Genomic DNA, 12,981 nt, shown 5'->3' on the forward strand with positions numbered 1-12,981 from the left:
CGTGTGCCGGGCGTGTGCCGGGCGTGTGCCGGGCGTGTGCCGGGCGTGTGCCGGGCGTGTGCCGGGCGTGTGCCGGGCGTGTGCCGGGCGTGTGCTCTCTCCTCGGCCGGTCCCCGGAGGCAATCAGGGACCTGCCGGGAGGTCAAGCGGCGGGTAGCTTCCGCTCATGCTCGATCTTGCATCGCGCCGCTTGACCTCCCGGCAGAACCCTGACCGGGCTTCGCCTGCCCGACCGAGGAGAGAGCCCACCCCCTGGGGAGCAGTGCGAGCTGCACTCGGGCCGAGCCGGGTGGCCCGGTCGCGCCCGATGTCGGATTCTGTATCACCCTGATCGAGCATCCGGATCCTCGATCCGCGCGACGGGGCCGGTGGCCCGGCCAAGCCTGATGTGGACTTCAGCATCGCCGTTCGGGGTCGCTGTTTTCTTCTCTGCTCCTTCAACGCCGGGGAGCACGCCCGAGTTCCCCAGAAATCTTCGGAAGCTTCCCTTTTTCAGTAAAGGCCAGATACGCAGCTTTTGTCGGTAGCAGCGTCTAGCATGGAAGCGTACGAGGGTTGTCGGGACTTGTGGCGGGAGGGGTGGCCGAATGCGGTGGTGGAGATGACCGAGTGGTGCGCCCGCTTGCTCGTGCACGGCGCCGGGTCGGAAGATCCCGGGCTGTATGCCGCACGGCATCGTCACTCTTCAGTACGGATGCGATGCAGGAATTCCCCTCGGGTGCGACCGAGCCACGTGATCCTGCGCATCGCGTGAGCACCGGGTGGATCGCACCAGGTCAATGGAAGATTCAGCATCAAGCGCCGACCAGACCACCGACCTCTTCGCGCTAATCGAGAATTGGGATGGCCGGATCAGGGTGATGCAGAATCCTTCCACACCGAGCGACCGGACCACTGGACTGAACCTCCCGCGGATCGAGAATCGAGATGCCCGGATCAGGCCGATGCAGAATCCTTCCGCACCGAGCGCGGTCGGGCCGCGGGACAGGACTCGGCCCGAGCGCAGCTCGCACCACTCCCCAGGGGGTGGGCTCTCTCCTCGGTCGGGCAGGCGAAGCCCGATCAGGGTTCTGCCGGGAGGTCAAGCCTTGAGATTTAACCTCGGCGAGATCGTTTCTGGGGGAGTTTCGGTGTTCTGCTGACGCGCGGCACGGCCACCTGCGATTCTTCGTTTCTGTCGAAGGATACGAAGAAGGTAGGTGGCCGTGGGTCTCATGATGCCATGCCGTGAGGAGCCCGGCCAGTCCCGCGCGGCCGGGGGCGGGGGGTCGTTGAAGGTTCTGCGGGGGTTTCGGGCCGGGGTGCACGGCTGCTTCGCGCGGCGCGCGGATTCTTTGTTCGATCTCGTCGATGCGGTACTCGCGACGGACGGTCGGGTGCGCTCGCTCGCCGAGTTGTCGCTGCAGCGGCCGTTTCGTCGTGGTCACGGGGCCCTGTACGACGCCGTGGCCAGTGGCGAGATCGACGTGCCGGCATTGGCCGGATTGATCACCAGCGTGTGGGAACCCTTGGATGACGGACCATTGAAATTCGCGATCGATGTCTCTTCGTGGCATCGTCCGCACGCCGAGTGCGCACGCGAGCGCCACCACTGCCATCACTCGTGTGCGTGCGGCAACCGGCGCGGCACCGTGCCGGGATGGCCGTACTCGGTCGCGGTCGGGCTGGAGTGGGGCGCGCACTCGTGGTGCGCACCGCTCGACGCGCGCCGCCTCGCCGTGGCCGAGGACGCGACCGCGGTCACCGTCGCGCAGGTCGAAGCGGTGCTCGAGCGCTGCGCCGCCGCCGGGCTCTCGCACGGGCGCCCTGCCGCACTGTTCGTGTTCGACTCCGGCTACGACCTGACCCGGATCGCCTATCTGACCGCCGGCCGGGGCCTGGAGAGGCAGATTCTCGGACGGGTGCGCCGCGACCGGGTCTACTACGGCGACCCGGTGCCGCGCCCGCGCGGTGCCCCGGGACGCCCGCCCGTGCACGGCCGACGCTTCGCGATCGCCGACCCGGGCACCTGGCACGACCCGGACCTGCGCGTCGAGCGGGACTCGCCGCGCTGCGGGCGCACGATCGTGACCGCCTGGCACGGGCTGCACCAGAAGCTCGAGCGCCAGGGCGCCTGGCGCGAGCACGCGCAGCAACTGCCGCGCCTGCCCGGCACCCTGATCAGGGTCCAGACCCAGCGCCTGCCCGGCGGCCGCGCACCGCAGGACCTGTGGCTCTGGCACCACGCGAGGCCCGGGACCGGGTTCGACCTCGATCAGCTCTGGACGGCCTATCTGCGGAGATTCGATATCGAGCATACATTCAGGTTCTTCAAGCAGTCGCTCGGCTGGACCGCGCCGCAGGTGGGCACCCCGGAGCAGGCCGACCGCTGGACCTGGCTGACCATCACCGCATACACCCAGCTCAGGCTCGCCCGCCGGCTCGGCGCTCACCTGCGCCTGCCCTGGCAGCGCCCGACACCCCCAGACCGGATCCCGACACCCGGCCGGGTCCGCCGGGGTTTCCCCGTACTGGCACGGAAAATCGGCACCCCCGCCGCAAAGCCGAAACCCACCACCGCCGGCCCCGGCCGCCCGACGGGCACGACCCGGCCACCGCGCACACGCCACCCAGCCGGTAAGAAGACCGGCACAAGCCATGAACGAGCGACATCGAAAACACCCGACCATGATCACTAATGGTTAAATCTTAAGCAAGCGGCGCGATGCAAAATCGAGGCATCAACCCAAGCCACCGCCGCTTGACCTCCCGGCAGGTCCCTGATTTCCTCCGGGGACCGACCGAGGAGAGAGCACACCCCCGCAACCCCACCACCCCAAACCCCAACCCGCCCCACCAACAACAGCACCCACGCGAACCCGGCATCTCTCTCCGAGAGAAGGGCCTCCGCCGGAGGCGAGATCTTGAAACTGCAACCCACCCCACCAACGTAACGGGTGGGCCGTGCCCCTATGTCTTCCGTCAAGTCTGGGCTGCTCGCTGTAACGGGCATGTGGGTGGGTGTTGCTCGGGTTATGTGGTGGCGGTGTGGGGCGTGTAGAGCGTGGCGTTGCGGAGCATGGCGTGGAGGACGTTGATGCGTCTGCGGGCGAGGCGGATGATTGCTTGGGTGTGGGTTTTGCCTGCGGCGCGGTGTTTGTCGTAGTAGGCGCGGGAGTCGGGGTCGGCCAGGGCGGCGAAGGCGGAGAGGAACATGGCGCGTTTGAGCTGCCGGTTTCCGCGTCTGGGTGCGTGTTCGCCGCGGATGGAGCTGCCGGAGGACTTGGTGACCGGGGCAAGTCCTGCGTAGGAGGCGAGGTGGTCGGCGGTGGGGAAGGTGGCGGCGTCGCCGACGGTGGTCAGGATGGTCGCGGCGGTCCTGATCCCGATGCCGGGCATCGAGGTCAGGAGCGGGGAAAGAGGGTGGGCCTCCAGCAGGGCACTGAGCTGTCCCTCGAGCGTGCGGCGTTGGGCGAGGATCTCGGTCAGCTGGCGGGCGAGGGAGGGGATGGACGAGGGGCTGCGGCCCGGGTGCCGGGCACCACGACCGTCTGTTCTGCGAGGGCCTCGGCGATCTCCTCGGCCAGGCGCTCGGCCAGGCGCGGGGCCAGGGGTTTCAGGAGTTTGACGATGCGTCGGGTGCCGGCCTCGGCGAGCAGTTCAGGGGAGCCGTACCGGGCGAGTAGCGCGAGGACGGCCTGGTGCTGGATGCGTGGGCCCAGGACGCGTTCGAGGGAGGGGTGGATCTGGGTGAGCAGGCCGCGCAGCCGATTGGAGGTGCGGGTCGACTCGCCCGCGAGGTCCTGGTCGAACCCGACGAGCATGGCCAGTTCCGCCTCGGTCTCATCGAGCACGGTCAGGGTGCGCAGCGCCCTGGGTGCGGTGCGGGCGACGTCGGCGATCACGGCGGCGTCGCGGGCGTCGGTCTTGGCCTCGCCCTCGTAGAGGTCCGCGGCGCGGCGCATGGCCAGGCCGGGCAGGTAGGCGACCTGGCAGCCGACGTCGCGGGCGACGCTCAGCGGCAGCGCGCCGATGTTCGCGGGCTGATCGACGATCACCAGGACGGTGGCGAACTTCGCGATCAGCTTCTCGAACAGGGCGCGCAGTTTCGGTTCGGTGTTCGGCAGGCGCTTGTCGTAGACGGTCTTGCCGGCCGGGGTCAGCCCGTGGGCGTGGTGCTCGCCCTTGCCCACGTCCAGGCCGAGGAAGACCCCGATACCGCTGGTGTCGTACACGCTCGCCGCCTTCTACTTCGCATGGCCCTGGCCTCGACCATCGCACCGCAGCCGGCAACCACGTTACACAGGCCGCCCCGAGAAAACGCCCGGCGTTGCGCCGGGCACGGGATGCGGACCAGGCCCCTTATCAGCGGTCAGGCAGTGCTCCAAAACCCGGCGGCAACACGCCCAAGGCCATAGACACGGCAGGGTGGCAGAGCCATACCGGGCCCGGAGGCCAGGCGCCCCCATTGCGGGGACACGTAAAAGGTAACGGGTGGTCAGACGAACCAGGCGACGCGAAGCGGCCGCCCACACCACGACGACCACCCAACCGATCATCAACGCGCAGCAAATAGCCCGTCTGGCAGCGCCCGATGTTCCTCAGGGTCTCGGTGATCAGGCGGCCTCCTCGTAGTCGTACACGCTCACTGGTATGCGAGCCGTCGTCAGCCGGGCCGTGATCAGCGGCTCGACGCGTTCCCAGTTGCCTCCGGCCAGGCCGCAGCCGATGCGGGGCATGTGCACGCTGACGGCGAGGTCCCGGGCTTCGGCGGCAAGTTGGGCCAGCGCAGTGTCTATTGCGTCGTAGCGGACGGGCGGGCCATTGCTGCCGGTGCGTATGCCGTGCTGGCCAACCATGTTGGCCACCCAGACATACTGCTCGACCTGAACCACCTGCACCGCGCCGAGGGCGAAGCCGCTGCTTGCTCGGTCGCGATGCCAGCGGCGGTACTCCTGCTCCGGCTTTGGCCAGCGCTTCGAGACCGCCAGCACGAAGCCTTTGCCCCACCCGCCGGCGTCGTTGCAGACGTGCGCGATCAGCTTTCTACCTTTGCCGTGGGGCGAGGTGGCGTCGCCCTTCAGGTACGTGATCCCCGTGAGTTCGTTCATGGAGATCACGCTAGCCGCGACCACCGACAAAAACCGCAATCCTCCGGAAACCGACGGTGAAGGTGGTCGGGGCGGGGTGGATCTGCTCGCTTTCGTGGAGCGGGTCGCCGCAGGACGAGCTGCCGATGCCGCATTGGTCCTGGTCGAGGTGGACGTGGATGCGGCCGTCGGGGCGCAGGTCGCTTCGGTGCTGGGCGGCTTCGAGGGCTCGGGTGCTCCACGGACGCGCCGTCAGGTTCGTGGTCGGGGCGGCGAGGACTTCCAGTCCGCTCACTGCGTCGTCGTCGGCGGCGTCCTCGGTGGCGCCGTTAACTGGGGTGAACTGGGCCCAACGTACGGCGCGGCGGTTGCCGTTTTCCTGGGGGCGCACGTACGGGGTCTGCATCCCTGCCACGGACGCGCGGAATCTGCCGACGCGCGCGTCGTTGCCGGTGTCGCGGTATGCCTCGCCTGGGCCTTCGCCGAACCATTCCACCTGGTCGAGGGTGGCGGGGAGTGTCAGGGCGACGCCTCGGCGCGGGAGGGTGCAGGGCCATTGGCCGTACGGATCGAGCTCGACCGTCAGCCACAGGGTGCCGTCTTCGGCTGTCGTCCAGCGGTACTTCACGTCCATGCCGTGGTCGACGCCTGCGGCTGCGACCCGCGCGCGGACGACGAGGCCGGATTCGCTCGGCTCGACGCTCAAAGTCTTGTGCCGCATGCGATGCAGTCCTGCGTGGCGCCAGGCCGCGGCGAGCGGGGTGGCGTACAGGCTGCGCTCGTCGTTGTCGATCGGGGCGCGCCAGAGGTCGAGGCGGGGGCCGTCGACGTCGATTCCGGCGATGCTGCGGAGCACGCCGCTGTGCGCGTCGAAGGTGGCGTCGCCGAGGTGGATCGAGTCGGCGGCGACGCGGGCTGGGGTGGCCGGGGCGGGGCGCGATGGCGACGCGGCTGCGGGCTCGTTCGTTCGCGCTTGGGCCCAGGTGACTTCGTGTCCGGCTTCAGCCCACGCCTCGTCTGCGCGGAGCGAGCCGGAGATGGTGAGCCAGCGCTCGCCTGTGGGCTTCGCCGCCGGCAACTCCGGCCAATGCACGGTGGCTTCGGATCCGGGCGCGACGGGCGACAGTTCGAGCACGCCCTGCGCGACGAGGACGCCGTCGTCCTCCGCGCGCCACGTCCAAGCCAGGTAGCCGGTGTCGCGGCTGTGGTGCCGGTTGGCGATCGTCAGCGTCCGCGCGTCCGCGTCGCAGAGTACGCGCACAGGTTCGCTGATCCGCTTGTAGTCCAGCAGGCCCGGGGATGGGGTGCGGTCGGGGAAGACGAGGCCGTCCGCCACGAAGTTGCCGTCGTGGACCTCCTCGCCGAAGTCTCCGCCGTACGCGAAATACGTCGTGCCATCCGCCGCTGTCTGCTCGATCCCATGGTCGATCCACTCCCAAACGAAGCCGCCTGCGAGCCTCGGATACTCGTCGAACAGGTCACGGTACTCGCGCAGCCCACCCGGACCGTTGCCCATGGCGTGGGCGTACTCGCACAGCATGAACGGCAGTCTGCGGCGGTGCGCGTCGTCGGCCGGGTCTTCGGGCGGCGGCTCTTCCTGCTGCCCGCGCAGCCTCACAGAGTCAGGGCCCGTATACATCTCGGAGAAGACGTCGACGTAGGCGCAGCTGGCGCGGTCGCCTTCGTAGTGGATCAGCCTGCTGCCGTCGCGGTTGCGGATCCACTTTGCCATGGCCGCGAGGTTCTCGCCGACGCCGGACTCGTTGCCCAGCGACCACATGACGATCGACGGGTGGTTCTTGTCACGCTCGACCATGCGCTCCGCGCGATCCAGATACGCCTCGCGCCAGGCAGCGTCGTCGCTCGGGTTGCCGCGCCAGCCGACCAGCTCGAAGCCGTGCGTCTCGAGGTCGCATTCGTCGATCACCCACAGGCCGTAAGTGTCGCAGAGTTCGAGGAAGTCGGGATGCGGCGGGTAGTGGCTGGCGCGTACGGCGTTGATGTTGTGCCGCTTCATCATCAGTACGTCTTCGAGCATGGTCGCCCGGTCCAGTGTGCGGCCGGTGCGCGGGTGCCATTCGTGCCGGTTGACGCCGCGGAACGTGATCGGCTTACCGTTGACGAGGATCCGTCCGCCGTCGTCGACGGCCACGCTGCGGAAGCCGATGCGCAGAAGTATCCGCTCGCCGTCGGCGGCGAGTTCGGCCTCGTATAGGCGCGGCGTCTCGTCCGACCAGGGCTCGACGTCCGGGCACACGTGCGGGCCGGCCGGGTCCGCGTCCAGGATCCCGAGTTCGGGCACTGACAACGTGGCGGGGCCGCTGACGTCCACACGGAGTGTTCCGGCGCCGGACTCGGCGTCGAAGTCGGCGTGGATGAAGAAATCTGCGATTCCGCACGGGATGATCCGGACGGACCGGAAGATCCCCGACAGCCACCACATGTCCTGGTCTTCGAGATAGCTCCCGGCAGACCACTGATGCACCCGCACGGCCAGGACGTTGCGTCCCGGGCGCAGGGTGCCGGAGACGTCGAACTCGGTGGGCAGCCGACTTCCCTTACCGTCACCGAGCAGGATCCCGTTGAGCCACACGGCGAAACACGAGTCGACACCTTCGAAGCGCAGCACCGCTCCCCGATGAATCGGGAAGTCGTCCGGCACCTCGAAGACGCGGCGGTACTCGCCGGTCGGGTTCTCATCGGGCACACGTGGCGGGTCGACAGGGAACGGGTAGACGATGTTCGTGTAGGCCGGGGTGCCGTGCCCTTGCAGCTGCCACAGCGCGGGGACGGGCAGATCGGTCCAGCCGTCGGCTCCCTCGCCCTCGGCGAAGTCCTCCGCCTCGAAGCCCGCCGTGACGTCGCTGAGGCCTCCGGCCAACCGGAACCGCCATGGCCCGTCGAGGTCGATGCCGGGCAGGCTCGTTTCGAAGAAGGCGCGCGCGGGCCGCCGTCCCCGGCCTGGCTGCCGGGACTCGACGTAGCTGAAGTCCGCGTCCTCGGAGCCCACCATCGACCCGTCCCTTCATGTGCGCCTGTGTTCGATCGCGTGCGGATCTTAGCGAGCGGCATACTAGGAGCACAATCAGAACAGGAACTTCGCGCCGTCCTTATCCGGCAGTTCCGGCAGCTCAAGCGGCTAGGGCCGCTCCGGCGGCTCAGGCGGGGCCCACTTGGCCACGGCGGCCATCTGGCGCAGCATGAACCCGGAGCCGAGGTGGCCGGCGAGGCTGATGGCCCCGTTGCGCAGGGCGGTTCCGAGCGGTGCGTGCAGCTGCTGCATCCGGCCAGCGCGCGCGGACTGCCGGGCGATCGAGACGGTGCGGGCGCGGCGGGCCACGGTGTAGGCGTTCAGGGCCATGGCCACGTCGAGGCCGCCGCCGCCGTCCTCCGCCTCGAGTTCGTGGGCGAGCACCACTGCGTCCTCGATCGCCTGGCAGCCGCCCTGGCCGAGGTTGGGCGTCATCGCGTGCGCGGCGTCTCCGACGAAGGCGACCCGGCCGGAGTGGTACGCCGACAACGGCTTGTCGAGCCAGTAGATGTCGTTGCGTAGCAGCGCTTCTCGCGGCGTGCGGCGGATCAGGTCGGGGATCGGCGAGTGCCAGTCGGCGAAGCGTTCGAGCAGTGCCGCGTGCTCGTCGGCGAACTTCGTGCCTTCCGGAAGGTTCGCGGTCGCGTAGCAGTACAGGCGGCCGCCGGGTAGCGGGACGATGCCGAAGACCGCGCCGCGGCCCCAGGTCTCACTGGGTTCGACCTTCGTGTGGCTGCCAGCCTCGACGATCATGCGCCAAGCGGTGAAGCCCGCGTAGACCGGGCCGGGATGTTCAGGGAAGAGGGCTTCGCGGATCGGCGAGCGGATGCCGTCGGCCGCGACGACGAGGTCGGCGCTCTTCTCGCCCTGTTTCGTGCGCACGCGCGCCAGGCGGGTCTCGTCGCCCGGCAGCACCTCCTCGACCGACGTGTCGAGGTGGATGGCCGCCTGCGGGAGCTGGGAACGCAAGGCGTCGATCAGCTCCGGGCGCGGCACCACGACGAGCGGACGGCCGAAGGCTTTTGCGACGGCGCCGAGGTCGGTGCGCACGAGCCAGCGGCCGTCGGGCCGGCGTACTCCGCCGGAGCCCTGAATCACCGCGGCCTGGTCGATCCACTCGCGCATACCGAGGCTGTCGAGCGCTTTCACGGCGTTCGGGGCGAGGGCGATTCCGGCGCCGACGGGCTCGAGGACGGGGGCGCGCTCGTAGACGTCGACCCGCCAGCCACGGCGGCGCAGGGCGACGGCGGCGGTGAGCCCGCTGATGCCCGCGCCGACGACGATCGCGGTGCCGGCCCGGCTGCTGCCCGCGACCGTGGGCCCGCTCGGCCTCGCGCCGCGGGTATCCCCGACTGCCATCGGACCGTCCTCTCGTTTTTCCTACTACAGGTGTAGTAGGAACACTACACCTGTAGTAGGCCGGTTACCATAGACGGGTGACTGCGACACCGCGCTCCCGGGCCGAAATCGTCGGCGACACGGCGATCGCGGTGCTCGCCGCGCAGGGCGCGCGCGGCCTGACCCACCGCGCCGTGGACCGGGCGGCAGGCCTGCCGCCGGGCTCCACATCCAACCATGCCCGCACCCGTGAGGCACTGCTGACCTGCGCGTTGACGCGCATCACCGAGCTCGAGGCGGCGGATGCGGCAGCAGCCACGGCCGGCCAGCCCGTATTCGACACGGGAGGGGACGTGCGGACCGCGCTCGCCGCACCGATCGCGGCCATGCTGTATCGCGGCCTGAGCCGCGGCCGGACCCGGCTGCTCGCCCGCTACGAACTGGCGCTGGAGTCCACCCGCCGGCCCGCCCTGCGCGCCCTGTACGACGAGGCGTCGCTGCCGTTCCGAGGGCCGGTTGCGGCCATGCTCGCGGCCTCGGGTTCCGCAGAGCCGCAGCGACATGCCAAGATGTTGATCGCTTGGTGCGAGGGCGTTCAGTTCGACGCCATCGCCGGGGCGGGCGCCGCGACGCCGCCTGCCGAGGCGGAGCTGCGGACCGGCCTCGAGGAACTGCTGCGCGGCATGCTGGGGACCGGTCGGGAATCCAGCGCGATACAAGGAGTCGACAGGTGAATGCTGTAACCGGGCAGGCCGAATCCGTCGTGGCCGAACTCGAGCGGTTCTTCACGGAGCAGGGCGCGGGCGAGTACCTCGGCGAGCCGGTGACTCAGGCTGCTCACATGCTCCAGGCCGCGGCCTGCGCGCAGGCGGAGGGGGCGGGTGACGCACTCGTCGCCGCGGCGCTACTGCACGACGTCGGCCACTTCACTGGCACGATCAGCGGGGCGCAGCTGATGGAGGGCACTGACAATCGGCACAGCCACGCGGGCGCGGACTGGCTCGCGACGTGGTTCCCGGAGTCAGTGACCGAGCCGGTGCGGCTGCACGTGGCGGCCAAGCGCTACCTATGCGCGGTCGAGCCGAGCTACTTCGACCGGCTCTCCGAGGCGTCCGTCTACACCCTCAACGTCCAGGGTGGTCCGATGTCGGCCGAGGAGGCCGCGGCGTTCGAGGCCGGCCCGTACGCCGAACAGGCCGTCGCGCTTCGTCGCTGGGACGAGGCCGCGAAGGACCCGGACGCCGACGTGCCGGAGTTCGCCCACTATCGCGGGCTGCTGGCCGCGCTCGTGCGTCGCCCGGGTACCGGCGAGAGCGTCAGCGGCTGAGGATTGCCTCGACTTCTGCGGCGAACTCCGATGGCGAGATCGGCTTGTCGTCCGGCGTGAACAGCTCCACGAACGTGCCGTCGACGAACGCCGTGGGTACGCCGGCCTGGCCTTCCACCTCGGCCGCCGCCCACGCGACCTTGAGCGCGGCCAGGGACGCCGCGCCCGCCTCGACCGCCCACGGCCGGTAGGTGTTCGCGGCCAGATCCGCGCGCAGCGCCTCGAGGTGGAGCACGGGCGCCCGCTTCGCGATCTCGATCAACGTATCCTGATTCGCCAGGCCGGCGCTGCCGTTTTGCCGCCGGTACGCCAGGATGGCCGAGCGGAGCGCCCGGAACTCCTGGATCCCTTGCCGCGCAGCCCATCCGAGCGCGGCGAGGGCGCAGGTCGACGGGCCCGCCGCGTCGCCGCGGTCGAGGAAGTTCGCGACCTGATAGCGCACCCGCAGCACGCCGCGGTCGGCCAGTTCGGTGATGGCCGCGCCGAGGTCGTGCTCGACGTCGGCGCTGTAGGAGCAGCGCATGTCCTCGAACAGGTCGAGCACGTGCGTAGCGGCCGGATCGCCGTAGACGACGGCGTTGGCCAGGGTCCCCTCATGGGTCATGGAAGGACTTTAGCGGTGCGGACGGCCCGCCTCACGGTCCCCGGCGGCCCGCGGCATATAGTCGATCTCGACCGGGCCCATCAAGGGGCGCCGGGCCTGAGCCGTCCCGAGAGGTCGAGTCCGTGAGCGAGTCCACCACCCCCGCAGCCGCGCCGGCCGTCGCCCGTCCGTCCGCCGCCGGTGCCGACGACGAGCACGCGGTGGCCGTGGTCCGCATGCGCCGCTCCAGCCTCGGCGCGCTGTTCCTGCTGGTGATCCAGGCGATCCTGGGCATGTGCGCGGCCCTGTACGGCCCGCTGCCGCACGCCGACAAGGGCAAGGGCCTGCTCGCCTCCTTCGGCGACTCCGTCACCAAGGGCCCGGCGTCGGTCGCGATGCACGCCGGGTTCGGCATGCTGCTGTTCATCGGCGCGTGCCTGGTGGTCGTCTTCGGTCTCACCGTGCGCTACACGGCCGTGCGGATCGCCTCGGTGCTCGGCTGGCTGTGCATCGCCGGCGCGGCCGTGGCGGGCGCGGCGTCCGTGAACGCCGGTGGCGCGAAGGCAGACTCGCTGACGATGGCTGTGCTCACCTTCGTCGCCATGGCGTGCTACGGCGTGAACCTCTACGTGCTCGGCGAAAAGCGCTAGCCCAGCAGCACGGCCACTCGGCCGGTGGTGCTGCCCGCGCCGAGCGCCGCGAGGGCTTCCGGGGCGCGCTCCAGTCCGACTCGCTCGCTGATCAATGGCTTGACGACGCCCTGATCAGCGAGCGCGCAGAGCTCCTCGTGGGCGGCCACGATCGATGCCGGGTCACGCAGCTTGTACAGGCCCCAGTGCAGCCCGAGGATCGAGTAGTTCTTCACCAGCGCGTGGTTGAGCGGCGGCGCCGGCACGGTGCCGCCGGCGAAACCGACCACCACGATCCGGCCCTCGAACGCGATGCACTTGGTCGAGCCCGCGAACGCAGCGCCGCCGACCGGGTCGAAGACCACATCCGCTCCCCTGCCGCCGGTGGCCTCCTTGACCGCGCCGACGAAATCCTCAGTTGTGCGGTCCACCACCAGATCAGCGCCCAGTTCGCGAGCGACCTGCGCCTTCTCCGGGCCGCCGACGACGCCGATCACCCGGGCCCCGGCCGCCTTCGCCAGTTGCACGGTCGCACTGCCGACGCCTCCGGCCGCAGCGTGTACGAGCACTGTTTCGCCCGGCTTGAGACCGGCCCGCCGGTGCAGCGCGAACCACGCGGTCTGATACGCGATGTGCAGCGCGGCCGCCTCGGCGTCGTCGAGCGATTCCGGGGCGTCGAACGCCTCGGCGGTGTGCATCAGCGTGAAGTCGGCGAGCGCGCCGTGCGGGAGCACCGGGTTGCCGATCACGCGGCTGCCCACGCGGCCCGGGTCCACCCCGTCGCCGACGGCCGTGACTTCGCCGCAGAGCTCGACGCCCGGGGTGAACGGCAGCTCGGGGCGGATCTGGTAATCCCCGCGGCATAGCAGCACGTCCGGGAAGTTCAGCGCCGCCGCGCGCACCCGGACCAGCATCTGGCCCGGGCCCGGCTCGGGCACGGGGATCTCGGCGAGGCTCAGCACCTTCTCCGGCTCGCCTTGCGCGAGCGCCTGCCAGGCCCTCAT

The 12,981-nt window shown here is 70.0% G+C and carries 9 protein-coding genes and 1 pseudogene; 4 read left to right on the plus strand and 6 right to left on the minus strand.

From position 1 onward, the window contains the following. Positions 1-1,271 precede the first annotated feature (1,271 nt). Entirely contained in the window at positions 1,272-2,678 is a 1,407-nt protein-coding gene (locus ACTRO_RS00005) for an NF041680 family putative transposase (RefSeq protein WP_084315835.1), read from the plus strand. 334 nt (positions 2,679-3,012) lie between these two features. Here the strand turns inward: ACTRO_RS00005 and ACTRO_RS00010 are convergent. The 4 genes and pseudogenes from ACTRO_RS00010 to ACTRO_RS00025 form a co-directional block, all read right to left on the minus strand. Further along, positions 3,013-4,214, minus strand: a pseudogene (locus ACTRO_RS00010) (IS110 family RNA-guided transposase). A 381-nt stretch (positions 4,215-4,595) separates the two neighbouring features. Further along, positions 4,596-5,090 carry a macro domain-containing protein gene (locus tag ACTRO_RS00015; protein WP_034272270.1) on the minus strand — a complete coding sequence of 165 codons (495 nt, stop codon included), beginning with the start codon at positions 5,088-5,090 and terminating at the stop codon, positions 4,596-4,598. Between the two features lie 10 nt (positions 5,091-5,100). Further along, entirely contained in the window at positions 5,101-8,082 is a 2,982-nt protein-coding gene (locus tag ACTRO_RS00020; RefSeq protein WP_034260277.1) for a glycoside hydrolase family 2 TIM barrel-domain containing protein, read from the minus strand. Positions 8,083-8,208: 126 nt separating this feature from the next. Next, positions 8,209-9,459 carry an FAD-dependent monooxygenase gene (locus ACTRO_RS00025; RefSeq protein WP_084315836.1) on the minus strand — a complete coding sequence of 417 codons (1,251 nt, stop codon included), beginning with the start codon at positions 9,457-9,459 and terminating at the stop codon, positions 8,209-8,211. A 77-nt stretch (positions 9,460-9,536) separates the two neighbouring features. Here ACTRO_RS00025 and ACTRO_RS00030 point away from each other — a divergent pair, with 77 nt between their 5' ends. Both ACTRO_RS00030 and ACTRO_RS00035 read left to right on the plus strand, forming a co-directional pair. Next, positions 9,537-10,172 carry a TetR/AcrR family transcriptional regulator gene (locus tag ACTRO_RS00030; protein WP_034260279.1) on the plus strand — a complete coding sequence of 212 codons (636 nt, stop codon included), beginning with the start codon at positions 9,537-9,539 and terminating at the stop codon, positions 10,170-10,172. Then, entirely contained in the window at positions 10,169-10,765 is a 597-nt protein-coding gene (locus ACTRO_RS00035; protein WP_034260281.1) for a phosphonate degradation HD-domain oxygenase, read from the plus strand. Before ACTRO_RS00030 ends, ACTRO_RS00035 begins: the two co-directional genes overlap by 4 nt. Here ACTRO_RS00035 and ACTRO_RS00040 read toward each other — a convergent pair. Then, positions 10,755-11,369, minus strand: a complete 615-nt coding sequence (locus ACTRO_RS00040; protein WP_034260283.1) for a thioredoxin domain-containing protein — start codon at positions 11,367-11,369, stop codon at positions 10,755-10,757. The genes ACTRO_RS00035 and ACTRO_RS00040 overlap by 11 nt on opposite strands. A 122-nt stretch (positions 11,370-11,491) precedes the next feature. On the opposite strand from ACTRO_RS00040, the gene ACTRO_RS00045 reads away from it, so the two are divergent. Further along, positions 11,492-11,998, plus strand: coding sequence for a hypothetical protein (locus ACTRO_RS00045; RefSeq protein ID WP_034260285.1), 507 nt, complete (start codon positions 11,492-11,494; stop codon positions 11,996-11,998). On the opposite strand, the gene ACTRO_RS00050 is transcribed toward ACTRO_RS00045, so the two are convergent. After that, complete coding sequence (locus ACTRO_RS00050; RefSeq protein ID WP_034260287.1) at positions 11,995-12,981, minus strand: NADPH:quinone oxidoreductase family protein; 987 nt, start codon at positions 12,979-12,981, stop codon at positions 11,995-11,997. The two genes, ACTRO_RS00045 and ACTRO_RS00050, sit on opposite strands and share 4 nt — an antisense overlap.

This window comes from Actinospica robiniae DSM 44927, from assembly GCF_000504285.1.
GTDB lineage: Bacteria > Actinomycetota > Actinomycetes > Streptomycetales > Catenulisporaceae > Actinospica > Actinospica robiniae.